Below are 24,277 nucleotides of genomic sequence, written 5' to 3'. Positions count from 1 at the left end.
GGGGGGTGAGGATGGCCGCGGGGGGCACGGAGCGCGCGGAGGCCCCATGCAGTTCGACGACGACGCGAGGCTGGACACCTCCGAGGTGCAGGACGTGCGCGGCAGCCGGATCCCCGGTGGCCGGGCCACCGTCGGCGGCGGTCTGGCCGGGCTGCTGGCGCTGGTGCTCGCGCTGCTGTTCGGGGTCGGGACGGACCAGTTGGGGCTGACCGAGGGCAGCGAGCAGCCCGCGGCCTCGGCGTCGGGTCTCGCGCAGGTCCAGCAGGCGTGTCTGACAGGGCAGGACGCCAACGCCCGGGACGACTGCCGCATGGTGGCCGTCGTCAACAGCGTGCAGGACTTCTGGGACGGGGAGTTCGCCCGCCGGGGCGGCACGTACCGGCGCTCGCCGACGGTGTTCTTCAGCGAACGAGTCGGTACGGCGTGCGGGTCGGCGACCAGCGCGGTGGGGCCGTTCTACTGTCCGGGCGACCGCAAGGTCTATCTGGACCTGGGCTTCTTCGAGGACCTGCGCACGACGTTCGGCGCCCAGGGCGGGCCGTTCGGGCAGGCGTACGTGGTGGCCCACGAGTACGGGCACCATGTGCAGAACTTGACCGGCACGCTGGGCCGGTCCCAGGACGGGCGGACCGGGGCGGGCAGCAACGCGGTACGAACGGAACTCCAGGCCGACTGCTACGCGGGGGTGTGGGCGCACCACGCCACGACGACCCCGGACGAGTCGACCGGGCGCCCGCTGATCACCGAGCTGACCGACGCGGACATCCGGGACGGGCTCGACGCGGCGGCGGCCGTGGGCGACGACCGGATCCAGGAGCGGTTCCAGGGCCGGGTGACCCCGGAGACCTGGACGCACGGCTCGGCCCAGCAGCGGCAGGAGTGGTTCTACCGGGGGTACGAGAGCGGGGACATGGCCCGCTGCGACACCTTCCGCTGAGGAGTGACGGCTCTCATGCGTCCGAGCATCTTCCCGACGGTCCTCTACGCGGACGCCCGCGCCGCGATCCGCCAGCTCACCGAGGGCCTCGGCTTCACCGAGCTGACGGTGTACGAGGGCGAGGACGGCTCGGTGATCCACGCCGAGCTGGCCCAGGGCAACGGCGCGGTCATGATCGGCTCGAAGGGCCGCGGCGGCGTCTTCGACTCGGCGCTGCGGGGCGCGGGGCCGGTGGGGGTGTACGTCGTGGTCGACGACGTCGACGCCCACCACCGGCACGCGGTGGAACACGGCGTGGAGATCCTGCTCCCCCCGACGGACCAGGACTACGGCTCCCGCGACTACCTGGCCCGGGACACGGAGGGCAACGTGTGGAGCTTCGGCACGTACGCTCCGGCGGTCGGCGGGCGGGGGTAGGGGCGTCGGGCCCGGCCGAGCGGTGACAGTCGCCGGGCGGGCGGACTCGGCCCCCGTTCGGAAGGGCCGCGGTGTGCCGTCGGCCCGTGGGCCGGGTGGGCCGGGGCTCGGCGGGCGCCGACCGGGCGATGTGACGGTCCACGGCTGCCCGGACTCAGCCCCGCCCGCGCGGGAGACACCGCCATCGCCCCCTGTATCCACGCGCCGCGCCATCGGACCGGAGGCTGGGCCGGGCCCGAGGCGGGCGGCAGGTCCTGGCGGACGCCCGTGTGAACCGTCCCGGGGCTGCGGATTGCCACCGGCCCGTGGGCAGGACCGGCCGGACGGCGGGCAGGACCGGCCGGGCCGTGGCGGTCGCCCGAGTGCCCGGGTCGGCTCCGGCCGTTCGGGAGGGACAGCCGTTTGCCACCGGCCCGTGGGCCGACCCGGCCGGACGGCCCGGGGCCGCGGTGTGTCACCGGCCCGTGGGCTGGACCGGCCGGGCGGTGGCGGTTGCCCGAGTGCCCGGGTCGGCTCCGGCCGTTCGGGAGGGGCAGCCGTGTGCCGTCGGGCCGTCCCGGCCGGGCGGTGTGGGCTAGTTGCCGCCCGTGTGGACCTGGAAGGCCGCGCGGCGGACCGCCTTGGCCAGGGCCGGGTCGGGGTGGGCGGCGGCGAGGGCCACGAGGACCTGGACCGTGCGGGGGTGGCCGACGGCGCGGACCTCCTCCAGGAGGGCGGGGACCGTGGGCTGGACCGCCGACTCCAGATGGCGCACCAGCATGGGGGCCTCACCGTGGTCGGCGACCGCCGCGGCGGTGTCGACCCAGAGCCACGTGGCCTCTTCCCGGGTGAGGACCTCGTGGGCGTCCTCGGGGTCGACCCCGTCGTGCTCGGCCAGCCACAGCAGGGCGTACGGGCGCAGCGCGGGCTCGTCGACCACGGCCCGTACGTCGGGCTCGGCGGGAGCGCCGACCACGCGCAGCGCCTCGAAGGCGAGGCCGCGCGTCAGGGCGTCCTCGCCGCGGGCGGCGTGGATCAGCTCGGTGACGGCGCTGCCGACGGGGCGGGCGGCGAGCCAGGCGCGGTACTCGGCGCGGGCGGCGTTGGGGCGGAGCTGGGCGCAGCCGCGGAGCATGTCCTCGGCGGACTGCTCGATGTTCCCGGCGGGGCTCTGCGCGGCGACGCAGATCTGCTCCAGCTTGACCCAGACCGCCCAGCTGCCCAGCGGGGTCAGGGTGGCCTGGCCGTCGCCGTAGGTGAGGGCGTCGACGGAGGCGAGAGCGGTGAGGGCCCAGTCGAGGAGGGGGTCGAGCGGGGTGTCGGCGACGGAGTCGCCTAGGGCCTCGGGGTCGGGCAGCGGCTGCGGGCCGTAGGGGATCTCGCAGCGCTCGGTGCGCAGTTCGGTGACGCGCTGCTCCAGGAGGTCCAGCAGCTGGGCGACCGGCACGGGCCCGGCGGAGAGCTGGAGGAAGGAGAGCACCTGCGGCATGGCCGAGACGACCTCGGCGACGGCGGCGGGCGCGTGGTCGACGGGCTCCGGGTAGGCGAGCGACCAGGCGTCGAAGAGGGCGACCCAGCCGCGCAGTACGGCGCTGTCGTCGCGATTCCAGGCACGCAGCCGCCAGCCGGGGCGGGCGCTGTCGCCGTGCACCTCGACCAGACCGGCGAGGCGGGCGGTGTCCCAGTCGGCGCGGACCTGAGCGACGGTCAGCCCCAGATCGGCGGCGGCCCTTTCGGCGGTCGCGTCGGAGAGGGTGCCCTTGCCGTCGGAGGGGGCGCCGTCGCGGCCGGGGCGCAGGGCGGCGTCCGCCCAGCGGGCGACACGGGCCGCCGGGGCCAGGAGGGAACGCGCCATTCCGGCCAGTTCCGCGGGGGCCGGGGTGCCTTCCGGCGGGCGCGGTGCGGCGCGGCGTGGGCGCCGCTGGTTCACGGCTCTGGGGGCGGCGGCCAGGGGTCGCGGGCGGACGAGTCGAAGCCTGGAGTCGCGCGGGATACGGGACGTCACGGGGGCAGTCTTCCGGTTGACGGTCCGAAAACCCAAACGGAATGTCACGAGGGGCGACGGGGATGGCCAACGCACGGGGTCCGGCGGGCGGTGGGGCGCCGCGATCCGGCCACCCGTACAGGGTTAAACGGAACGAGTGCGACCGGGCCCCGCGGAGGTGCTACATCAGCGGGGTCAGGAAGCGGCGCAGGGATTCCTCGTACGCCGTGGGGTCGGCGTTCCACATGGCGCCGTGGGGCGCCTGCCTGACCGTCTGGAGCGCCACCAGGTTCGGGCGGGCGTCCGCGAGGCGCCGGGAGCGGTTCCAGGGGGCGACCTGGTCGTCGGGGCCGTGGAAGATCAGGGTCGGCACGGTGAGCGTGTCCGGGGTGTGCTCGGGGCCGGCGTGGTCGCCGTACAGGCCCGTACGGCCCTGGGCGGCGCGGACGGCGAGCGGGAGCAGGGCGCCCGGGGTGCGGCGGGCGGAGGCGAGGGCGCGCAGGGTGGCCTCCCAGTCGAGCACCGGGGAGTCCAGGACGAGGCCGGAGACGCGGTCGCGCAGCCCGGAGCGGGCGGCGGCGCGCAGGGCCATGGTGGCGCCGGTGGACCAGCCGAGCAGGACGACCTGTTCGGCGCCGTGGCTCACGGCGTAGCGGATCGCCGCGTCCAGGTCGCGCCACTCGGTCTCGCCGAGGTGGTTCAGGCCGTCCGGGGCGCGGGGTGCGCCGAGGTCGCCGCGGTAGGCGAGGGCGAGGACCGGGAAGTGGCGGGCGTGCAGGAACTCCATGACGTTCATGGCGACTTCGCGGGTGGTGCCCAGTCCGTGCACCGCGATGACCCAGGTGCCGCGGCTGGCGGGGACGAACCAGGCGGGCAGGATGCCGAGTTCGCCGGGGATCTCGACGTCGGCGTGGTCGAGGCCGAGGGCGGAGGCCGGGTCGCCGACGTGGAGGTTCGGGGTCAGCCAGACCTTGTCGCCGGGGGCGAGGCTGCCGTGGGTGACCCGCTCCAGCCTGCGGACGACGGTGTCGGCGGTCTGGCTCGCGGCGCCGAGCACATCGCCGACGACGGCGTGCGAGCCGTCACCGGCGAGCCCGTACGTACCGGGCCGCAGCGAGGCCAGATCCCGGGTGAGCGTGATCTGCCCGGCCGCCGTGCCGTGCACCGTGAGCCGGGGTTCGGTGGGCAGTGGCCTGCCCGAGGGCGCCTTCAGCGCGGCATCGCTGGCCAGCCGGCCGGCGGCCACGCTCGCCGCCCCGGCGGCCAGGGCCATGGTGACGGCAGCGGCCGTCGCTGTGACAGTGCGCACCCCACCAGTGTCCTGGCGGACGGCTCGGGGGGCCAGTGGGAGGGGCGTGGGGGTGACGGGGCGGGGCGCCGACTGGAAAGGCCGTAAGGGGTGGCGCGGGGCGCCGGACGGAAAGGCCAGAGCGGGTGAGGCAAGGCGGCGGCCGGAAGGCCGTAGCAGGTGAGGCAAGGCGCCGGACGGACAGGCCACTAGCCGGTGGGGCAAGGCGGCGGCCGGGAAGCCGTGGGGGTGATGGGCGGGGCGGCGGTCGGGAAGGCCGTAGGGGTGTGGAGCGGGGGCGCCAGCCGGAAAGGCCAGAGCGGGTGAGGCAAGGCGGCGGCCGGGAAGCCGTGGGGGTGATGGGCGGGGCGGCGGTCGGGAAGGCCGTGGTGCTGATTTCGGCGTCAGCCCTGCTGCCCGTAGCCCTTCAGCTTTTCCGCCACCTCCGACAGTTGGCCGGGGGTCAGCAGCGACGGGGTCAGGCCCGGTACCGACGACGCGGTGAGCCAGACCCGGCACATCCACTCCAGTTGGGAGGTGCGGTCGTAGGCCTGGGCCAGGGTCGTGCCGTAGGCCAGCGTGCCGTGGTTCTGCAGGAGGCAGGCCGTGCGGTCGGTCAGCGCCCGGAGCATGTTCTCGGCCAACTCCTCGCTGCCGTACGTCGCATACGGGGCAACCCGGACGGGGCCGCCGAGGTCCGCGGTGATGTAGTGGATCGCCGGGACCTCCCGGACCAGCGTCGAGACGGCCGTGGCGTGGACCGCGTGGGTGTGCACGACGGCGCGCGCGTCGGTCGCGGCGTACACCGAGAGGTGCATCGGTAGCTCACTGGTCGGGCGGAGCGTGCCGAGCACCTGGCGGCCGGAGAGGTCCACGCCCGTCACGTCGGCCGGTCCGAGCCTGTCGTACGGCACTCCCGTCGGCGTGACCAGCACCGTGTCGCCGACGCGCACCGAGACATTGCCCGAAGTCCCGACGACGAGCCCTTCGGTCACCGTCCGCCGGGCCGTCGTGACCAACTCCCCCCAGGCCCGCGCCTCCTCGGGACCCACACGTTCCGGCCACCGCTCCCCCACGTCCCGCTGCTCACCTCGCCGCTCAGCCATGCCGCGATCCTGCCAGTCCGGTCCCCGGACACCGTGGAGCCGGGGCACTTTAGGCCGGAAGCCCAACCTCCGGAAGAGGGCATAGGCGAATAAAGCAGTCGCTATCCGTACTTGGCCGGGGAGCACCGGGCATTCTTGCCCCTTCTCCTACTCTCTGGCTGATTTGTTGTGCACGTCGCCATTCCGGGGGGAAACATGGCTCGTGATCGCACACCGTCCCGGCACCGCGCCCGCGTCCTCGCGGCGTCCGTGGCCGCACTGGCCGTGGGGGGAACCGCGCTGGCCGAGTCTCCGGCCGCCGCGGCGAGCAGACCCAAGGGACACGACGTCTCGTCGCACCAGAAGAACGTCGACTGGCAGCGGGCGCGGGTGAAGGGCGCCCGGTTCGTCTACGTCAAGGCGACCGAGTCCCACACCTACCGCAACCCCTACTTCAACCAGCAGTACACCGGCTCCCGCGGCGCCGGCCTCATCCGCGGCGCCTACCATTTCGCACTCCCGGACAAGTCCTCCGGCAAGAAGCAGGCCGCCCATTTCGTGCGCAACGGCGGCGGCTGGACGGCGGACGGCTGGACCCTGCCGCCCGCGCTGGACATCGAATACAACCCGTACGACAAGGACCACAAGTGCTACGGCCTGACCCGGTCCCGGATGGTCGGTTGGATCAAGGCGTTCAGCGGTGAGGTGAAGCGGCTCACCGGGCGCCGCCCGGTGATCTACACGACCACTCACTGGTGGAACACCTGCACCGGCGGTAACCGCGATCTCGCCGCCGATCACGCGCTGTGGGTGGCCCGCTACAACTCCTCCGGCGCAGGCACGCTGCCCGCCGGGTGGTCGATATGGACCTTCTGGCAGTACGACAACGGCGGCACCCTTCCGGGTGATCAGAATCTCTTCAACGGCTCCCTGAATCAGCTCAAAAAGCTCGCCCGGGGCGCCTGATCCTGCCGTACGTCACCAAGCGGAGCCGCACGGTGAAAGCGGAATGCCAAGACCCCGTGTTCCGACACCGCGCGGCCCGCCCCAGTTCACCTTCCGTTCACTCAGGTTTCCTACGGTCAGCCGACCGATGACTTCGAACGATTGCCTGGGTAAATGGAAAGCTTCTCGCTGATCCTCGCGATTGTGGTGGTAACCGCACTCGCGTTCGATTTCACGAACGGTTTCCACGACACCGCCAACGCGATGGCCACCACCATCTCGACCGGCGCGCTCAAGCCCAAGGTCGCGGTGGCCATGTCCGCCGCGCTCAACCTTGTCGGCGCCTTCCTCTCCGTCGAGGTCGCCAACACGATCTCCAAAGGTCTCGTCGACGAGACCGGCATCCGCCCCGAGGTCATCTTCGCCGCGTTGGTCGGCGCGATCCTCTGGAACCTCCTGACGTGGCTGGTGGGCCTGCCCTCCAGTTCCTCGCACGCCCTCATGGGCGGCCTGATCGGCGCCACCATCGCCTCGGCGGGCGTCGGCGCGGTCCACGGCGACGTGCTCGTCACCAAGGTCCTGCTCCCGGCCGTCGCGGCCCCGATCGTCGCGGGCGTCGCGGCGATGTTCGCCACCCGGCTGACGTACTCCTTCGGCAAGAAGGCCGAAGGGTCCAAGGCCTCCGAGAAGGGCTACCGCGCCGGGCAGATCGCCTCGGCCGGCCTGGTCTCCCTCGCCCACGGCACCAACGACGCCCAGAAGACCATGGGCATCATCACCCTCGCCCTGGTCGCGGGCGGCGCCGTCGCCCCCGACTCCGACCCGCCCGTCTGGGTCATCCTCTCGGCGGGCCTCGCCATCGCGCTCGGCACCTACCTCGGCGGCTGGCGCATCATCCGCACCATGGGCAAGGGCCTGACCGACCTCCAGCCGCAGCAGGGCTTCGCCGCCCAGACCAGCGCGGCGACGGTCATCCTGGCCTCCTCCCACCTCGGCTTCTCCCTCTCCACCACGCACTCCGTCTCCGGCTCGGTGATGGGCGCGGGTCTCGGCCGCAAGGGCGGTGTCGTCCGCTGGTCGACGGCCACGCGGATGTTCGTCGCCTGGGGTCTGACCCTGCCGGCCGCCGCCCTGGTCGGCGCGATCGCGGAGTGGGTCACCGGCTTCGGCAGCTGGGGCACCGGTCTGGTCGCGGCGTTCCTGGTCGCCTCCAGCGCGGCGATCTGGAAGATCTCGCGGCGCGAGGTCGTCGACCACACCAACGTCAACGAGCCCGAGCCCGAGGAGCCCGCGGGTGTCGTGACCACGGCGGTCGCGGCGGTCGCTCCGCCTCCCACGGCGGCCGCGGTGACCGAGGACCTCACGGCCACGATCGCGGCCCCGGTGACCGAACCGGCTCCGTCCCCGGCCCCGGCCCCGTCGCCGGCCACCACCGTCTGACCCCCCACCCGGCGAAGGAAACACCACCATGAAGATCGACTGGGCGGCTCTCGGCTCCGTCTTCGGCGTCAGCCTCGTGGTCACCGTGGCCCTCGTGGCCCTGTTCACCCTCGGCATCGCGGGCCTCGCGCGCCGCGAGCGGGCGACGGAGCAGGGCGGGTCCGCGGCGGGGGCTGTGACCGGTGCGTACGCGTGCTTCGCGGCTTGTGCGGCGGCTGTGGGGTACGGGATCTATTTGATCGTGGCCTGACCGGCTCTGACGCGCCCTGTTCCGCGCTGCCCCTTAGCGGGGCTTGGCGGGGCAGGGCGCTTTTTCGTAGGACGCCGGGGGGAGGTCCTTGCGGAGGGTGGGTGGGTCGTAGCCGGTGAGGGGGACGCAGAGGGCCTTGACGAGGGCGTCTGGGTTCAGGGGGATCTGCCAGGTGCCCCACTCCGTGCCGTAGTGCAGGACGTTGTTGTGGATGCGCCAGGCGCCCTCTTCCGCCAGGCCGTCCAGAAGGCCCTCCGGCTTCTCGCGGTCCTCGGACCACAGTTCGACCCCAGATCCCGAGTTGTAGCCGGATGCCAGCACGATGCGCCCGTCGGACCCGTAAGCAGCAATCACGGGCTTCTGTCTGACGGGAAGCCGCCGACGCTCCTGCCCCGTGCCGGGATCCAGCAGGGCCAACCCGTCGCGGAGCATCACCGCCAAACGTTCTCCGTCGTCCCGGAAACGCAGGCCCAGCCGGTGAGACGCGTCCATGAGCGGCCCCACACGCCATGTGGTCCTGCGTCCCTCGGCGTCCTCGGGATCCCAGAAGGTGACCGTCCCGTCCTGCCGGAGCACCCAGGCCGTCCCGTCCTTGGGCGAGACCTCGATCGCCAGACAAGGCGCCCGCCTCCCCCCGTCGTCGCAGTCGGGCGCGTGGGCCGAGGTGAGATCACCCCGGCTGTCCAGCCGCTGGACGCGGTCCGTGCCGAGCACAAGGAAGTCGTCGTCGCCCAGCGAGCGAATGTCCCGTACCGAGGGCGCGCCCTTCGCTTCCCTGACCAGACGCAGTTCTGTGGGCCTGCGCTCGTAGAGCGCCCATCCCGTGTCCCCGAAGATCACCAGGAAGCGTCCGCTCCTGCTGAAGACGACGCTGTCGGCGCCCTCACTGAAGTCGGTTCCCGTGACGTGAAGTTCCCGCTGGTGCTTGCCTGCGCGTACCGAGATCAGCAAGCGGGCCTCCGGCAGCGCCGAGGCCCGGGCGGTGCCGACCATGGCCCACTGCCTGCCGTGCCGAGCGAAGGCGGCCGACTCCTTCCAGTCCTGCTTCGGCAGGCGGTGAACCGGAGTCAGCCGGAAGGACACGAGATCCCGGTCGCACAGGACGTACAGGATCGGGTCGCCTCCGCGCCGCGAGGTGATGACGTCGCGCGTGCCGTCGCGGCATCGCTCCCGGGGCTGCACGTAGGCGATGGGCCGCGAGGTCAGGTAGTCCGCACCGGTCGCGGTGTCGTGCCAGACGGCATCACGTGTCACGTCACCGCCGACGAAACGGCCCGTCGCATCCGAGACCGTCTGTGCCCGATACCTCCCCGCCACCCGGATCCGGTTGCCGGTGGCCGGGTTCCGATAGCTCCCGTCGAGCTCCCGCACCCCAGCGGCCCCCAGCGTCCGGCCGCCCGCTCCGATCAGTGCCGCGTCGAACGGCCCGTCCGTCCACCGCCGCGAACCGGAACCCAGCACGTGCGCACGCACGGTCTCGGGCTCCCTGGCATCCCCCGTGGGTGCCTCCTCACGGAGGACAACCAGTGTCTCCTCCTTGTCCTGGCCATCGACCAGGGCGGCATCCATCAGGCATGTGTTCGCCGCCGGCACGCCGGGCGGCGCCTCGCTCCTACGCCTGCGGTCCGTGTCGCGCAGATACACCCGCAACCGGTCCCGAGCCCAGCCGCTGAGGCACGTGCCTGCCCCCTCGTACTCCTCCTCCGCCTCAGCTGCCATGTACAACACCACCCTGCCGTCCCCCGAGAAGTCCAGCGCGACGCCCGTCGCCCCCATCCACCCCGGACGTGCCTCCCACTCGTCCACGACCCCGCCATCGCGGGACCGCCACACTCTCCCCTGCCCCTCAGGTCCCGCTGCCGCCACCCGCGCACCGTCATCGCTCACCGCGACCGAGTCGACGCCCTCGGGCACACCGGGCAGGCGGTGCTTGCGCGGCATGCCGGAAGGCAGCCCGGTGATGACCCACCCCCGCACCCCACCTCGGACGCCCTCCTCCAGCACAGCCACCCTGCTCCCGTCCGCCGAGGAAGCCAGTGCCATGACCCGCCCCTCCAGGAACCCCTCACGGACGCTCCGAGCCATCGACATGCCGGGGTAGGCATTGAGGAGCGCCTTGTACGACTCCTCGGTCGGCTCCGTCCGATGAGCGAGCACCGCCAGTGCGGCTCCCTCGACGGGATCCTCGTCGAGCCGCTCCATCGACAGCGTCGCCAGCTCATTCGCCGCCGCCACCCGGTCCTTGTGCTCCGCGTCCCGCCCCGCCTGCGTGATGAAGTACGTCAAGCTCGCCGCAACCACAGCCAGCACCGCCACCAGGGCCACCGCGGTCCGCCCCCGCCGCACCGACCGACGCTGGTACTGCCTGCTCAGGCGAATGAACTCGGTTTCCACGGACGACAGTTCCCCGGCCCGCACCCCCGCCCGCCCCCGAGCCGCCCCCAACTCCTGCCCCCGCAGCAGCAGATCCTCGTGCCGCCCGCTCTCCTCCCACTCCCGGACCCGCCCCCGGAGCTTCTCGTGCCAGGCCAGGAAGTCACGGGACTCGTCCAGCCACCCCCGCAGGGTGGGCCATTGCCGGACCAGTGCCTCGTGCGCCAGCGCCACCGTCTCCCGCCCCGAGCTGTCCCGTGAGATGACCAGCAGCCGAGTCCCCGCCAACGCCTGTGCGGCCACGCGCAATTCAGCCGGCAGTTGGTCGAAGGACCGCGCGACCCGGGCGTACTCCTTGCCCCGCACCGGACGCGCCAGCCGCTCGAAGAGACGGCGTGCCGTCGCCTCGTCGGGACCGTCCGAGGACTTGCAGACCTGGGTGAGTTGATGGTCCGCGTACCGGGACAGCGCTCCCTCCACGCCTCCGATTCCCCGGTACGCGGCGTGCGTCAGGCGGCCGTGCTCCCTGCGGTCCCACAGCTCCGCCAACGCGAACTCGACCAGCGGGAGCGCCCCCGGCTCGCCCCCCGCCTCCGCCACCAGCAGTTCCGGCAGGCCCGGTTCGAATTCCACCCCCGGAATCGCGTCGACCGGGCGGCGGACCACCTCGTCCAGCTGGGCCGGGGTCATGGGGGCCACCATCTGGACCGTGCCGCTCAACGCCTCCGCGCGGCCGCCCGTGACCAGTTCCTCCAGAGACGCCGAGCGCAGCGTCGCCAGCACGCGCAGGCGGCGGCGCTCCGGGTGCGTGGCCCGGGCCATGGGCAGCAGTACGTCGAGCAGCGCACGCGCGTCCGCCGGGCGCGCCCCTACCGTCTCCTCGAACTGGTCCAGCAACACCACGTGTCCGGCCGGGCCCGACTCCCTCAGCACGGCCGCGCCCAGCAGCGTCGCCGTCTCGCGGTCCCGGCCCAGGTCACGCGCCAGGTCCCGTACCGACGGGAACTGACCCCTCAGCGCCTCCCCCAGCGTCCGTACCGGGTCCACGTCCGGCTGGCCCGCGAAGTCCGTCACCGAATAGCCCGCCGCGCGGAGCAGGGGCAGTACCCCGGCTCGTACCAGCGAGGACTTCCCCACCCCCGACGCCCCCGCCACCGGCACGAACGGGTGCTCGCGCAGCGCCTGCGCGATGCGCCGGCTGTCCGCCTGGCGGGCGAAGAACACCGCCGCGTCCTGTTCCCGGAAGGCCTCCAGGCCCCGGAAGGGGGACGGGCACAGGGCAGGGTCCAGGCCCAACAGGTACGCGGCCGGGATGAGGTACGCCGTGCTCGCGCCCGCCCCCGTGTCCGCGGCCACCGTCATGCCGACGACCCCGCCCTGTTCCGTGTCCCAGACCGGGCCGCCCGAGAAGCCCCGGCCGATCGTTCGTTCCCTCGGCTCCATCGACGTCCAGCCCTTGCCCACCGGGGCTCGGAGGCGGCCGTCCACCCAGACTCCGTGGTCGTCGGTGCGCAGGGGGAAGCCCAGGACTCGGAACGGGTGGTCCCAGACCGACGTACCGCCCGCCAGGCGTACGGCCCTCGTCCCCGGCACCGGGTCCAGGCTCAGCAGCGCGATGTCGCCGCCGCCGTCCGACGCCACGGGGCGCCAGTGCGTGACCCGCGCCGGTACGCGGGCGGAGGGGACGGTCAGCAAGGGGAAGTCGACCGCCACCGGCTCGCCAGGCGGCACCGGCTCCGTGTCGGGCACCCCCAGCGCGTTCGCCACCACATGCGCGCACGTGCACAGCGTGTTCTCGGCGATCAGGAAACCCGTGCCGGTGACCTGGCCGTCCGTTCTCCAGAAGCGGGCGATGCCGAGGGGGAGTTCGTCGTCAGGGGCCGGCATCGGTGTCGCGCTGGGTGGGCAGTTCGGGGGCGTTCGCCCAGTTCATGGTGACCGTGAAGTGCGCCTCGGTGGAGCCCCGGGCGACGACCACGCCCGCCTCCGCGCTCAGCGTGATGCCGAATTCGACCGTGACCGAGTCGGGCGATCTGGGCAGGGCGCGGGCGTTGTCCAGGACCGCTCCCAGCGCCGGGCGGACCCGGGCGAGCGCCTGTTGGAGGGTTTCCGCCGCGCCCGCGACCTGGCCGCCGCGCGAGACGCGCTGCACCCCGGCCGGTCCGTCGCCCGCCACCTCCAGCAGCACGATCTGCCCGTCGTCCAGCACCATTTCGCCCACGTACGCCACGGACCCGGCCTCCCCCTCGGCTGTGCTCGGTCGGTTCAGGTATTCCAGTTCGTCACCTCACGCAGCCGCAAGGTGATTCCCCGTAGTCAGCTCATGTGGGTGAAACACCTGAGGCATCGTCGCCCCCACAGACCCGGTGTGGGCCTCAGCACACTCTCCCCTCGCAGGTCAACGGCAAGTTGACGGCTCATTCGGGGGCGTGGTGGACTGCCCGAGCCAATTACGGCGGCAGGAGAGGAAGCCGGTGCGAATCCGGCGCGGTCCCGCCACTGTCACCGGGGTAGTAACCCCCGGGAGCCAGGAACTCTCACCGCCGGTCTCGTCGAGCCAGGGCGTGGACACCCTGAGTGAGGACATATCGCGATGCCCGCATGCCGATCGACATCCAGCACCAGAACCCTTTCTGACTCCACGATCGGCTGAGCCGATGCGGGCCGATCGCGTCTTCGCGTACGGCACCGCCGCCGGCCTCCTGGGCGACCTGCTGCTCGGCGATCCGCGCCGGGGGCATCCGGTCGCCGTGTTCGGGCGGGCCGCGGGCGCCGTGGAACGGCTGTTGTGGCGGGACGACCGCGGCCGGGGCGTGGTGCACGCGGGCGTGTGCGCCGGTGGCGCCGTGGCGCTGGGGGTGCTTGCGTCGCGTGCCGTGCGCCGGTCCCCGATCGCGTCCGTCGCGTTGACCGGGGTCGCCACTTGGGCTGTTGTCGGCGGGACTTCGCTCTCCCGCGAGGCCCGGACCGTCGGGCGGGCCCTTGAGGCGGGGGACATCGAGGCGGCGCGATCCCGGCTGCCGCATCTGTGCGGGCGGGACCCGCAGGCGCTGGACGCCGACGGCATCGCGCGGGCCGTGGTGGAGTCCGTCGCCGAGAACACCTCCGACGCCGTTGTGGGCGCGCTCGTGTGGGGCGCCGTGGGCGGGGTGCCGGGGCTGCTCGGCTTCCGGGCCGTGAACACGCTCGACGCCATGGTCGGCCACAAGTCGCCCCGCTACCTGCGCTACGGCTGGGCCTCGGCCCGCCTCGACGACGTCGCCGGCTGGCCGGGGGCGCGGCTGACCGCCGTACTCGCCGCCGTCGCCGGGGGCGATCCGCGGGGTGCGGTACGGGCCTGGCGTGCCGACGCGGACAGGCACCCGAGCCCCAACGCCGGGCCGGTGGAGGCGTCGTTCGCCGGGGCGCTCGGAGTGCGGCTCGGCGGGACCCTGTCGTACGGCGGGCGTGTGGAGCACCGGCCGGTGCTGAACCCGGAGGGACGGGCCGTGGAAGTCGCCGACATCGAGCGTGCCGTACGGCTGTCGCGGCGGGTGAGCTGGCTGACGCTGGGGGTCAGTGCCGCCGCGCGCCGCGTGGTGCGGGGGAGGCGGTCATGAGCGGCGGGGGGCTGCTCGTCGCCGGGACGACCTCCGACGCGGGCAAGAGCGTGGTGACCGCCGGGATCTGCCGCTGGCTGGTCCGGCAGGGCGTCAAGGTCGCGCCGTTCAAGGCGCAGAACATGTCGCTGAACTCCTTCGTCACCCGCGAGGGCGCCGAGATCGGGCGGGCGCAGGCCATGCAGGCGCAGGCCTGCCGGGTGGAGCCGACCGCGCTGATGAACCCCGTGCTGCTCAAGCCGGGCGGCGATCAGAGCAGCCAGGTCGTGCTCATGGGCAAGCCGGTGGGCGAGCTGAGCGCGCGTGGCTACCACGGCGGACGGCAGCAGCAGTTGCTGGGGACGGTGCTCGACTGCCTCGCCGAGTTGCGGGGCACGTATGACGCGGTGATCTGTGAGGGGGCGGGCAGCCCGGCCGAGATCAATCTGCGGCGCACCGACATCGTCAACATGGGCATCGCCCGCAATGCCGATCTGCCGGTGGTGGTGGTCGGTGACATCGACCGGGGCGGTGTCTTCGCCTCCTTCTTCGGGACGGTGGCGCTACTGTCGCCCGAGGACCAGCGGCTGATCGCCGGGTTCCTGGTCAACAAGTTCCGCGGCGACGTCTCGCTGCTGGAGCCCGGCCTGGACATGCTGCACGGCCTGACCGGACGGCACACCTACGGCGTACTGCCCTTCCAGCACGGGCTCGGCATCGACGAGGAGGACGGGCTGCGGGTCTCCCTGCGCGGTGCCGTGCGCGAGTCCGAGGTCTCCTCCCCCGTCGGCGAGGACGTGCTGCGCGTGGCCGTGTGCGCCGTGCCGCTGATGTCCAACTTCACCGACGTGGACGCGCTCGCCGCCGAACCCGGCGTCGTGGTGCGGTTCGTGGACCGGCCCGAGGAGCTGGCCGACGCCGACCTCGTCGTCGTCCCCGGCACCCGCGGCACCGTCAAGGCGCTGGAGTGGCTGCGCGCGCGGGGGCTGGCCGACGCCCTGGTGCGCCGGGCCGCCGAACAACGGCCCGTCCTCGGCATCTGCGGTGGCTTCCAGGTGCTCGGCGAGCACATCGAGGACGACGTGGAGAGCCGCCGGGGACAGGTCGACGGGCTCGGCATCCTGCCCGTACGGGTGCGGTTCGCCCGCGAGAAGACCCTCACCCGGCCCGTCGGCGAAGCCCTCGGGGAGACCGTCGAGGGGTACGAGATCCACCACGGGGTCGCCGAAGTCGCCGGCGGCGAGCCCTTCCTGGACGGCTGCCGGGTCGGGCAGACCTGGGGCACCCACTGGCACGGCTCGCTGGAGTCGGACGGCTTCCGGCGCGCCTTCCTGCGCGAGGTGGCGGCCGCCGCCGGCCGGCGTTTCGTCCCGGCCGCCGACACCTCCTTCGCCGCGCTGCGCGAGGAGCAGCTCGACCGGCTCGGCGACCTGATCGAACAGCACGCGGACACCGACGCGCTCTGGCGGCTCATCGAGTCGGGCGCGCCGACAGGACTGCCTTTCATTCCACCGGGAGCGCCCGCATGAGCACAGTGTTGTTGTTGTCGACCGCCGACACGGACCTGCTGGCGGCCAGGGCCGCGACCGGCGCCTCCTACCGGATCGGCAACCCGACCCGCGTGGACGTCGAGCAGGACCTGCCCGCTCTCATCGAGGGCGCGGACATCGCCGTCGTACGCCTGCTCGGCGGGAAGCGGGCCTGGGAGGACGGGCTCGCCGAGCTCAAGGCGTCCGGCATTCCGACCGTGCTGCTGGGCGGGGAGAGCGTCCCGGACGCCGAGCTGATGGCCGAGTCCTCGGTGCCCGCCGGAGTCGTCGCCGAGGCACTGAAGTACCTGGTCGAGGGCGGCCCCGCCAACCTCACCGAACTCGCCCGGTTCCTCTCCGACACCGTGCTGCTCACCGGCGAGGGCTTCGTCGAGCCGCAGAAGATGCCCGAGTACGGCGTCCACGGCACCCCGGCATGGGAGGACGGCCGCCCCACGGTCGGCGTGCTCTTCTACCGGGCCCACGAACTCAGCGGCAACACCGCCTTCGTCGACACCCTCTGCGATGCCATCGAGGCGCGCGGCGCCAACGCCCTTCCCGTGTACTGCGGTTCGCTGCGCGGCGCGGACGCGGGGCTGTACGAGATCCTCGGCAAGGCGGACGCACTCGTCGCCACCGTCCTCGCAGCGGGCGGCACCCACGCCTCGCAGGCGTCGGCGGGCGGCGACGAGGAGGCCTGGGACATCGGCGCCCTCGCCGACCTCGACATCCCCGTGCTGCAAGGGCTCTGCCTCACCTCCTCCCGCGCGGCCTGGGACGAGTCCGACGCCGCACTCTCCCCCATGGACGCGGCGATGCAGGTCGCCATCCCGGAGTTCGACGGACGGCTGATCACCGTGCCGTTCTCCTTCAAGGAGCAGGGACCGGACGAGGTCCCGGTGTACGTCGCCGACCCCGAGCGCGCCGCGCGCGTCGCCGGAATCGCCGTACGGCACGCGCGGCTGAAGCACAAGCCGAACGCGGAGAAGAAGCTGGCCCTCGTCTTCACCGCCTACCCGACCAAGCACTCCCGCGTAGGCAACGCGGTCGGCCTCGACACCCCCGCCTCGGCGGTCCGTGTGCTCGACGCGCTCAAGGACGCCGGGTACGAGCTGACCGAATACCCCTCCGGCGGCGACGAGTTGATCCACCGGCTCATCGAGGCCGGCGGCCACGACGTGGAGTGGCTGACCGAGGAACAGCTCGCCGCCGCGCCCGCGCGGGTGCCGCTCGCGGACTACCGGGCGTGGTTCGACAAGCTCGACGAGGAGCTGCGCGACGCCATGCTGGAGGCGTGGGGCGAGCCGCCGGGCTCGCTGTACGTGGACGGCGACGACATCGTGCTCGCCTCCCTCCAGTTCGGGAACGTCGTCGTGATGATCCAGCCGCCGCGCGGCTTCGGCGAGAACCCCATCGCCATCTACCACGACCCCGACATGCCGCCCTCGCACCACTACATGGCCGCCTACCGCTGGCTGGAGAACAGTTTCGGCGCCGACGCCATCGTGCACATGGGCAAGCACGGCACCATGGAGTGGCTGCCCGGCAAGGGCCTCGGTCTCAGCCGGGGCTGCGCGCCGGACGCGGTGCTCGGTGAACTCCCGCTGATCTACCCGTTCATCGTCAACGACCCCGGCGAGGGCACCCAGGCCAAGCGGCGCGGCCACGCCACGGTCGTCGACCACCTGGTCCCGCCGATGGCCCGCGCCGACACCTACGGCGACCTGGCCAAGCTGGAGCAGCTCCTCGACGAGTACGCCCTGGTCTCCGACCTCGACCCGACCAAGGCACCGGCCGTGCGGGCGCAGATCTGGACGCTCGTGAAGGCCGCCGAGCTGCACCACGACCTGCATGTCGACGAGCAGCCGGACGACGCCGAGTTCGACGAGTTCGTCATGCACATCGACGGCTACCTGTGCGAGATCAAGGACGTGCAGATCCGCGACGGCCTGCACATCCTGGGCGGTGGTCCGGTGGGCGAGGCACGGGTCAACCTCGTGCTGGCGGTACTGCGGGCCTCACAGGTGTGGGGCGGCCAGGCGAACGCCCTGCCGGGGCTGCGGTCCGCCCTCGCCGCCCACTTCGGGCTGGTCGAGAAGGAGTTGCTGGCCGAGCCGGGCGCACCCGTGAAGGTGCCGGTGGAGCTGACGGACCTGGTCGACGGGCCGTCCCGGACCGCCGCCGACGCCATCGACCTGCTGGAGCAGCTGTGCCGCCGGGTCGCGGAGGGCATGGAGGAGCGGGAGTGGCGGTCCGCCGAGGTGCCGGCGCTGGTCCGGGACGTGCTCGGCGTCGAACTGCCGGACGCGGTCGCGGTGTTGGAGTTCGCCTGCACGGAGGTCGTGCCGCGTCTGGCCCGTACGACGGACGAGATCGGGCACATCCTGCGCGCGCTGAACGGCGGTTACGTGCCCGCCGGTCCGTCCGGCTCGCCGACGCGCGGTCTGGTCAACGTCCTGCCGACCGGCCGGAACTTCTACTCCGTCGACCCCAAGGCAATCCCGTCCCGGCTGAGCTGGGAGGTCGGGCAGTCGCTGGCCGACTCGCTGGTGCAGCGGTACCTGCAGGACACGGGTGAGTACCCCAAGTCCGTCGGCCTGACGGTGTGGGGCACCTCTGCCATGCGCACCCAGGGCGACGACATCGCCGAGATCCTGGCGCTGCTCGGATGCCGTCCGGTGTGGGACGACGCCTCGCGCCGGGTCACCGGGTTCGAGGTGGTAGCTCTGGAGGAACTGGGGCGCCCGCGCATCGACGTCACGGTCCGTATCTCCGGGTTCTTCCGGGACGCGTTCCCGCATGTGGTCGGCCTGATCGACGACGCGGTACGGGCGGTGGCGGAACTGGACGAGCCCGTGTCGTCCAATTTCGTGCGGGCCCATGTCGAGGAGGACGTGGCCGAGCACGGCGACCGGCGGCGGGCCACGGCCCGTGTCTTCGGGTCCAAGCCGGGGGCGTACGGTGCCGGTCTGCTGCCGCTGATCGACGCTCGCAACTGGCGTTCCGACGCGGACCTCGCCGAGGTGTACGCGGTGTGGGGCGGCTACGCCTACGGGCGCGGGCTCGACGGGCGGGCGGCGCGCGGGGACATGGAGACGGCGTTCAAGCGGATCGCGGTGGCGGCGAAGAATGTGGACACCAGGGAGCACGATCTCGTCGACGCCGACGACTACTTCCAGTACCACGGCGGCATGGTCGCCATGGTGCGGCACCTGACGGGGGCCTCCCCCGAGGCGTACGTGGGGGATTCGGCGACGCCGGATCAGGTGAAGACGCGGACGCTGGGCGAGGAGACGCACCGGGTGTTCCGGGCGCGGGTGGTGAATCCCAGGTGGATGGCCGCCATGCGCAGGCACGGCTACAAGGGCGCCTTCGAGATGGCCGCGACCGTGGACTACCTGTTCGGGTACGACGCCACGGCGGGCGTGGTCGACGACTGGATGTACGAGAAGTTGGCGTCCGAGTACGTGTTCTCGCCTGAGAACCAGGAGTTCATGCGGAAGTCCAACCCGTGGGCACTGAGGGGCATCACGGAACGGCTGCTGGAGGCGGCGGACCGCGGACTGTGGGCGGAGCCGGACGCGGAGACGCTGGAGCGGCTGCGGGCCACCTATCTGGAGCTGGAAGGCGATCTGGAGGGCGACGACAAGTGACCACCCCGTTTCCGTTCACGGCCGTCGTCGGTCAGGACGACCTGCGGCTCGCTCTGCTGCTGAACGCGGTCTCGCCCGCGGTCGGCGGTGTGCTGGTGCGCGGTGAGAAAGGCACCGCCAAGTCGACGGCCGTACGCGCGCTCTCGGCGCTGCTGCCCGAGGTGGACGTCGTTCCCGGGTGCCGGTTCTCCTGCGACCCCGCCTCCCCCGACCCGGCCTGCCCGGACGGGCCGCACGAGGCGGGTGCCGGGACCTCGCGGCCCTCGCGCATGGTCGAGCTGCCCGTCGGCGCCTCCGAGGACCGGCTGGTCGGCGCGCTGGACATCGAGCGGGCGCTCGCCGAGGGCGTGAAGGCCTTCGAGCCGGGTCTGCTGGCCGACGCGCACCGGGGCATCCTCTACGTCGACGAGGTGAACCTCCTCCACGACCATCTGGTCGACCTCTTGCTGGACGCCGCCGCGATGGGCGCCTCCTACGTCGAGCGCGAAGGCGTCTCCGTACGGCATGCCGCGCGGTTCCTGCTGGTCGGGACCATGAATCCCGAAGAGGGTGAGCTGCGGCCGCAGTTGCTGGACCGGTTCGGGCTGACCGTCGAGGTGGCCGCTTCCCGGGAGCCCGACCAGCGGGTGGAGGTCGTGCGGCGGCGGCTGGCGTACGACGACGATCCGGCGGGGTTCGCGGCGCGTTGGGCCGACGAGGAAGCCGCCGTACGGCAACGGATCGTCGTGGCGCGGGAGTTGTTGCCGCAGGTCCGGCTCGGGGACGGGGCGCTGCGGCAGATCGCGGCGACCTGTGCCGCCTTCGAGGTGGACGGGATGCGTGCCGACATCGTGATGGCGCGTACGGCGACCGCACTGGCGGCCTGGGCCGGGCGTACCGACGTACTCGCGGAGGACGTGCGGCAGGCGGCGCTGCTCGCGCTGCCGCATCGGCGGCGGCGTAATCCCTTCGACGCGCCGGGGCTTGACGAGGACAAGCTGGACGAGACGCTGGAGCAGTTCACCGACGAGGACCCCGACCCGGACCCGGACGGTGACGGCGGTGGTCCCGGTAGCGGTGGTCAGCCCGCACCCGATGCCGGGCCGCAGGGCGGGGACACCGGGGCGCGCCCCGAGGAGGGCGAGGGCGGGCAGCCGCAGCCGTCCGGTGCCGGTGAGCAGTCGGCCGTACGGGCCGCCGAGCCGTTCCGTACGAAGGTGCTGAGTGTGCCGGGCATCGGGGAGGGTGCCGCCGGGCGGCGTTCGCGGGCACGGACCGAGCACGGGCGGACGACCGGGGCGCGTCGGCCCCGGGGGGCGCTGACCAAGCTGCATCTGGCCGCCACCGTGCAGGCGGCGGCACCGCATCAGCGGGCTCGGGGCCGGTCCGGGCCGGGTCTTGTCGTACGGCGGGACGATCTGCGGCAGGCGACGAAGGAGGGGCGTGAGGGCAACCTCGTGCTGTTCGTCGTGGACGCCTCCGGGTCGATGGCGGCGCGGCAGCGGATGAGTGCCGTGAAGGGGGCTGTGCTGTCGCTGCTGCTGGATGCCTACCAGCGGCGGGACAAGGTGGGGTTGGTGACGTTCCGGGGGGCTGCGGCGGAGGTCGCTCTGCCGCCGACGTCGTCCGTCGACGCGGCCGCCGTCCGGCTGGAGTCGCTGCCCACCGGTGGGCGTACGCCGCTCGCCGCCGGACTGCTGCGCGCCCATGAGGTGCTGCGGGTCGAGCGGTTGCGGGACCCCGCGCGGCGGGCGCTCGTGGTCGTGGTGACCGACGGGCGGGCCACGGGTGGTCCGGAGCCGGTCGCGCTCGCGGGGCGGGCGGCTCGGCTGTTCGCGGCCGAGGGGGTTGCCTCGGTGGTCGTCGACTGTGAGTCGGGGCCGGTGCGGCTGGGGCTCGCGGGCCAGTTGGCCGGGGAGCTGGGCGGTACTGCGGTGACGCTGGACGAGTTGCGGGCCGACTCGATCGCCGGGCTGGTCAGGGACGTGCAGGGGACAAGCAGGAGGGCCGCGTAATGCCCAAGGGACAGCCGAGTGTGGTGCCGGACGACGGACTGACCACACGACAGCGGCGCAACCGGCCGCTGGTCGTGGTGCACACCGGGATCGGCAAGGGCAAGTCCACCGCCGCGTTCGGGCTCGCGCTGCGGGCCTGGAACCAGGGGTGGCCGATCGGGGTGTTCCAGTTCGTCAAGTCGGCGAAGTGGAAGGTCGGCGAGGAGAACGCGCTGCGGGTGCTGGGGGCGTCCGGGGAGGGCGGGTCCGTCGACTGGCACAAGATGGGTGAGGGCTGGTCGTGGGTGCAGCGCGATCAGCAGATGGACAACGAGGAGAAGGCCCGCGAGGGCTGGGAGCAGGTCAAGCGGGACCTGGCGGCCGAGACGTACAAGCTGTACGTGCTCGACGAGTTCGCGTACCCCATGCACTGGGGGTGGGTGGACACCGATGAGGTGATCTCCGTGCTGCGGGAGCGGCCGGGCACGCAGCATGTCGTGATCACCGGGCGTAACGCGCCCGAGAAGCTTGTCGACTTCGCCGATCTTGTGACCGACATGTCCAAGGTGAAGCATCCGATGGACGCCGGTCAGAAGGGGCAGAGGGGCATCGAGTGGTGATGTCCTCGTCCGTTCCCCGGCTGGTCATCGCCGCGCCGGCCTCCGGCAGTGGCAAGACCACGGTTGCCACGGGGTTGATGGCCGCGCTCGCCGCGCGGGGGCTCGCCGTGTCCCCGCACAAGGTGGGGCCGGACTACATCGATCCCGGGTATCACGCGCTCGCCTGCGGGCGTGTGGGTCGGAACCTCGACGCGTATCTGTGCGGGCCCGAGTTGGTGGGGCCGTTGTTCCTGCACGGGGCGCGGCGGTGTGACGTGGCCGTCGTCGAGGGTGTGATGGGGCTGTACGACGGGGTCGCGGGCGGCGGGGAGCTGGCGTCCACGGCTCATGTCGCGAAGTTGCTGCGGGCGCCGGTGGTTCTTGTCGTCGACGCGTCTTCGCAGGCTCGGTCGGTGGCCGCGCTTGTGCATGGGTTCGTCTCGTTCGATCCGGAGGTTCGGGTCGGTGGGGTGATCCTGAACAAGGTCGGCTCCGATCGGCATGAGGAGTTGTTGCGGGAGGCGTTGGAGTCGGTCGGGGTGCCGGTGCTCGGGGTGCTGCGGCGGGCGGTTCAGGTGGATACGCCTTCTCGGCATCTGGGGTTGGTGCCGGTTGCGGAGCGGCGGGCTGCGGCGGTTTCGGCTGTGGCTGCGATGGGGGCGCAGGTCGCGGCGGGGTGTGATCTGGAGGGGTTGCTTTCGCTGGCGCGTAGTGCGGGGGCGGTTGCGGGTGCGGCTTGGGCTGCGGCTGATGCCTTGGGTTCTTCGCCCCCGCCGCCCCTTCCCGTCCCGTCCCCGGGGGCTGCCGCCCCCGGGCCCCCGCCTGTCGGCCCTGAACGGGCCTCGTCCTCAAGCGCCGGACGGGCTGAAAGCGCTGGACGGGCTGAAAGCGCTGGACGATCTCCCATAGTCGCCGTCGCCGGTGGGCCCGCCTTCACCTTCTCCTACGCCGAGCACGCCGAGTTGCTCGCCGCTGCCGGGGCCGAAGTGGTGACGTTCGATCCCCTCCGCGATGAGCAACTGCCCGAAGGCACCCGGGGTCTCGTCATCGGCGGCGGTTTCCCCGAGGTCTATGCCTCCGAGCTGTCCGCCAATGAGCCGCTGCGCAAGGCCGTTGCCGAGCTGGCGTGCTCCGGGGCTCCCGTTGCCGCCGAGTGTGCCGGGTTGCTGTATCTGTGCCGGGAGCTGGACGGGCTGCCCATGTGCGGGGTGCTGGAGGCAGAGGCGCGGATGAGCGAGCGGCTGACGCTGGGGTATCGGGAGGCCGTTGCCGTGGGGGACAGTTCGCTTGCTGTCGCGGGGACGCGGATGCGGGGGCACGAGTTTCATCGGACCGTCGTGGAGCCGGGGGCCGGGGATGCGCCCGCCTGGGGTGTGCTCTCGCCGGCGCGGCGGGTCGAGGGTTTTGTTCAGCGTGGTGTGCACGCGAGTTATCTGCACACGCACTGGGCCGCGGCGCCCGGTGTCGCCCGTCGGTTCGTGGAGAGGTGCCGGACGTCATGAGCAGCAGCAGGTTGATCGGAGTCGGGGTCGGTCCCGGCGATCCGGAGCTGGTGACCGTCAAGGGTGTCCGCGCGCTCCAGGACGCGGACGTGGTCGTCGTACCGGTGATGGACACCGGGGAGCGGGGGCGGGCCGAGGCCACCGTTCTGCACTATGTCGGCGAGGACAAGGTCGTACGGGTGGTGTTCGCGCTGAACGAGCGGACCGATCGGCGGCGGCGGGAGGATGCCTGGGACGCCGCCGGGGCTCGGGTCGCCGCGTTGCTGCGGGAGCATTCCGTCGTCGCCTTCGCCACCATCGGTGACCCGAACGTGTACTCCACGTTCACCTACCTCGCCCACACCATCGGGGAGCTGGTGCCGGAGACCGTCGTGGAGACCGTGCCCGGGATCACCGCGATGCAGGATCTCGCCGCCCGGTCCGGTGCCGTGCTCACCGAGGGGACAGAGCCGTTGACGCTGGTGCCGGTGACCGCCGGAGCCGCCGTGCTGAAGGACGCCCTGGCGGGGCCCGGGACCGTGGTGGCGTACAAGTTCGGGCGGCAGGCCGCCGAGGTGGCCGAGGCCCTGCGGGAGACCGGGCGGATCAGGGACGCGGTGTGGGGTGCCGCGCTGGGGCTGCCGGAGGAGTCGATCCGGCCCGCCGACGAGCTGGACGGGTCCCCCTTGCCGTATCTCTCGACGCTGATCGCGCCCGCGCGGCGCGACGGCGGGCGGGGTGGGAAGTTGTGAGCCGCCCGCGTCCG

The 24,277-nt window shown here is 72.7% G+C and carries 17 protein-coding genes and 1 riboswitch; of the genes, 12 read left to right on the top strand and 5 right to left on the bottom strand.

Annotated elements, in window-relative coordinates; all coding sequences use genetic code 11:
- Nucleotides 1-46 precede the first annotated feature (46 nt).
- Both ypfJ and ACZ7L7_RS12955 read left to right on the top strand, forming a co-directional pair.
- The gene (gene ypfJ / locus ACZ7L7_RS12960) at nt 47-937 is read left to right on the top strand and encodes a KPN_02809 family neutral zinc metallopeptidase (RefSeq protein ID WP_285515494.1); all 891 of its coding nucleotides are present in this window, start codon (nt 47-49) and stop codon (nt 935-937) included.
- Nucleotides 938-952: 15 nt separating this feature from the next.
- Complete coding sequence (locus ACZ7L7_RS12955) at nt 953-1,354, top strand: VOC family protein (protein WP_285515493.1); 402 nt, start codon at nt 953-955, stop codon at nt 1,352-1,354.
- A 574-nt stretch (nt 1,355-1,928) separates the two neighbouring features.
- Here the strand turns inward: ACZ7L7_RS12955 and ACZ7L7_RS12950 are convergent.
- The 3 genes from ACZ7L7_RS12950 to ACZ7L7_RS12940 all read right to left on the bottom strand — a co-directional run bounded on the left by ACZ7L7_RS12950 (nt 1,929) and on the right by ACZ7L7_RS12940 (nt 5,711).
- Entirely contained in the window at nt 1,929-3,338 is a 1,410-nt protein-coding gene (locus ACZ7L7_RS12950) for a hypothetical protein (RefSeq protein WP_471592440.1), read from the bottom strand.
- A gap of 160 nt (nt 3,339-3,498) precedes the next feature.
- Nucleotides 3,499-4,626, bottom strand: a complete 1,128-nt coding sequence (locus tag ACZ7L7_RS12945) for an alpha/beta hydrolase (RefSeq protein WP_285515491.1) — start codon at nt 4,624-4,626, stop codon at nt 3,499-3,501.
- 383 nt (nt 4,627-5,009) lie between these two features.
- Nucleotides 5,010-5,711, bottom strand: a complete 702-nt coding sequence (locus tag ACZ7L7_RS12940) for a class II aldolase/adducin family protein (protein WP_285515490.1) — start codon at nt 5,709-5,711, stop codon at nt 5,010-5,012.
- A gap of 195 nt (nt 5,712-5,906) precedes the next feature.
- On the opposite strand from ACZ7L7_RS12940, the gene ACZ7L7_RS12935 reads away from it, so the two are divergent.
- The 3 genes from ACZ7L7_RS12935 (at nt 5,907) to ACZ7L7_RS12925 (ending at nt 8,325) form a co-directional block, all read left to right on the top strand.
- Nucleotides 5,907-6,656: a lysozyme gene (locus ACZ7L7_RS12935; RefSeq protein ID WP_453601168.1), complete on the top strand. Its 750-nt coding sequence runs from the start codon at nt 5,907-5,909 to the stop codon at nt 6,654-6,656.
- A gap of 153 nt (nt 6,657-6,809) precedes the next feature.
- Nucleotides 6,810-8,075 (top strand): inorganic phosphate transporter, encoded by a 1,266-nt coding sequence (locus ACZ7L7_RS12930; protein WP_285515488.1) that lies wholly within the window; start codon nt 6,810-6,812, stop codon nt 8,073-8,075.
- Between the two features lie 28 nt (nt 8,076-8,103).
- Nucleotides 8,104-8,325: a hypothetical protein gene (locus ACZ7L7_RS12925; protein WP_453601164.1), complete on the top strand. Its 222-nt coding sequence runs from the start codon at nt 8,104-8,106 to the stop codon at nt 8,323-8,325.
- A gap of 33 nt (nt 8,326-8,358) precedes the next feature.
- On the opposite strand, the gene ACZ7L7_RS12920 is transcribed toward ACZ7L7_RS12925, so the two are convergent.
- Entirely contained in the window at nt 8,359-12,585 is a 4,227-nt protein-coding gene (locus tag ACZ7L7_RS12920) for an nSTAND1 domain-containing NTPase (RefSeq protein ID WP_472075793.1), read from the bottom strand.
- The gene (locus ACZ7L7_RS12915) at nt 12,572-12,928 is read right to left on the bottom strand and encodes a CU044_2847 family protein (RefSeq protein ID WP_285515485.1); all 357 of its coding nucleotides are present in this window, start codon (nt 12,926-12,928) and stop codon (nt 12,572-12,574) included. The genes ACZ7L7_RS12920 and ACZ7L7_RS12915 overlap by 14 nt, the downstream gene beginning before the upstream one ends.
- A 186-nt stretch (nt 12,929-13,114) precedes the next feature.
- Nucleotides 13,115-13,254: riboswitch (cobalamin riboswitch) on the top strand.
- A 101-nt stretch (nt 13,255-13,355) separates the two neighbouring features.
- Here ACZ7L7_RS12915 and ACZ7L7_RS12910 point away from each other — a divergent pair.
- The 7 genes from ACZ7L7_RS12910 to cobI are packed head-to-tail and all read left to right on the top strand — an operon-like array spanning nt 13,356 to nt 24,263.
- Entirely contained in the window at nt 13,356-14,297 is a 942-nt protein-coding gene (locus ACZ7L7_RS12910) for a cobalamin biosynthesis protein (RefSeq protein WP_453601158.1), read from the top strand.
- Complete coding sequence (locus ACZ7L7_RS12905) at nt 14,294-15,805, top strand: cobyric acid synthase (RefSeq protein WP_471592438.1); 1,512 nt, start codon at nt 14,294-14,296, stop codon at nt 15,803-15,805. Before ACZ7L7_RS12910 ends, ACZ7L7_RS12905 begins: the two co-directional genes overlap by 4 nt.
- A complete protein-coding gene (gene cobN / locus ACZ7L7_RS12900; protein WP_471592437.1) occupies nt 15,802-19,458 on the top strand; it encodes a cobaltochelatase subunit CobN in 3,657 nt (1,218 codons plus the stop codon). The genes ACZ7L7_RS12905 and cobN overlap by 4 nt, the downstream gene beginning before the upstream one ends.
- Nucleotides 19,455-21,452, top strand: coding sequence for a putative cobaltochelatase (locus ACZ7L7_RS12895; RefSeq protein WP_453601151.1), 1,998 nt, complete (start codon nt 19,455-19,457; stop codon nt 21,450-21,452). Before cobN ends, ACZ7L7_RS12895 begins: the two co-directional genes overlap by 4 nt.
- Nucleotides 21,452-22,051, top strand: a complete 600-nt coding sequence (cobO, locus tag ACZ7L7_RS12890; protein ID WP_093722441.1) for a cob(I)yrinic acid a,c-diamide adenosyltransferase — start codon at nt 21,452-21,454, stop codon at nt 22,049-22,051. Before ACZ7L7_RS12895 ends, cobO begins: the two co-directional genes overlap by 1 nt.
- The gene (locus ACZ7L7_RS12885) at nt 22,051-23,532 is read left to right on the top strand and encodes a cobyrinate a,c-diamide synthase (protein WP_471592454.1); all 1,482 of its coding nucleotides are present in this window, start codon (nt 22,051-22,053) and stop codon (nt 23,530-23,532) included. The genes cobO and ACZ7L7_RS12885 overlap by 1 nt, the downstream gene beginning before the upstream one ends.
- The gene (gene cobI, locus ACZ7L7_RS12880; RefSeq protein WP_285515480.1) at nt 23,517-24,263 is read left to right on the top strand and encodes a precorrin-2 C(20)-methyltransferase; all 747 of its coding nucleotides are present in this window, start codon (nt 23,517-23,519) and stop codon (nt 24,261-24,263) included. The genes ACZ7L7_RS12885 and cobI overlap by 16 nt, the downstream gene beginning before the upstream one ends.
- The last annotated feature ends 14 nt before the right edge of the window (nt 24,264-24,277 follow it).

It is taken from the genome of Streptomyces sp. NPDC110618, from assembly GCF_055657065.1.
This window is presented reverse-complemented; position numbering and strand designations above follow the sequence as displayed.

Excerpts from the sequence above, each read along its gene's own strand:
- ypfJ (WP_285515494.1), top strand. The coding sequence starts at position 47 with ATGCAGTTCGACGACGACGCGAGGCTGGACACCTCCGAGGTGCAGGAC.
- ACZ7L7_RS12955 (WP_285515493.1), top strand. The coding sequence starts at position 953 with ATGCGTCCGAGCATCTTCCCGACGGTCCTCTACGCGGACGCCCGCGCC.
- ACZ7L7_RS12940 (WP_285515490.1), bottom strand. The coding sequence starts at position 5,711 with ATGGCTGAGCGGCGAGGTGAGCAGCGGGACGTGGGGGAGCGGTGGCCG.
- ACZ7L7_RS12935 (WP_453601168.1), top strand. The coding sequence starts at position 5,907 with ATGGCTCGTGATCGCACACCGTCCCGGCACCGCGCCCGCGTCCTCGCG.
- ACZ7L7_RS12930 (WP_285515488.1), top strand. The coding sequence starts at position 6,810 with ATGGAAAGCTTCTCGCTGATCCTCGCGATTGTGGTGGTAACCGCACTC.
- ACZ7L7_RS12925 (WP_453601164.1), top strand. The coding sequence starts at position 8,104 with ATGAAGATCGACTGGGCGGCTCTCGGCTCCGTCTTCGGCGTCAGCCTC.
- ACZ7L7_RS12920 (WP_472075793.1), bottom strand. The coding sequence starts at position 12,585 with ATGCCGGCCCCTGACGACGAACTCCCCCTCGGCATCGCCCGCTTCTGG.
- ACZ7L7_RS12910 (WP_453601158.1), top strand. The coding sequence starts at position 13,356 with ATGCGGGCCGATCGCGTCTTCGCGTACGGCACCGCCGCCGGCCTCCTG.
- ACZ7L7_RS12905 (WP_471592438.1), top strand. The coding sequence starts at position 14,294 with ATGAGCGGCGGGGGGCTGCTCGTCGCCGGGACGACCTCCGACGCGGGC.
- cobN (WP_471592437.1), top strand. The coding sequence starts at position 15,802 with ATGAGCACAGTGTTGTTGTTGTCGACCGCCGACACGGACCTGCTGGCG.
- cobO (WP_093722441.1), top strand. The coding sequence starts at position 21,452 with ATGCCCAAGGGACAGCCGAGTGTGGTGCCGGACGACGGACTGACCACA.
- ACZ7L7_RS12885 (WP_471592454.1), top strand. The coding sequence starts at position 22,051 with ATGTCCTCGTCCGTTCCCCGGCTGGTCATCGCCGCGCCGGCCTCCGGC.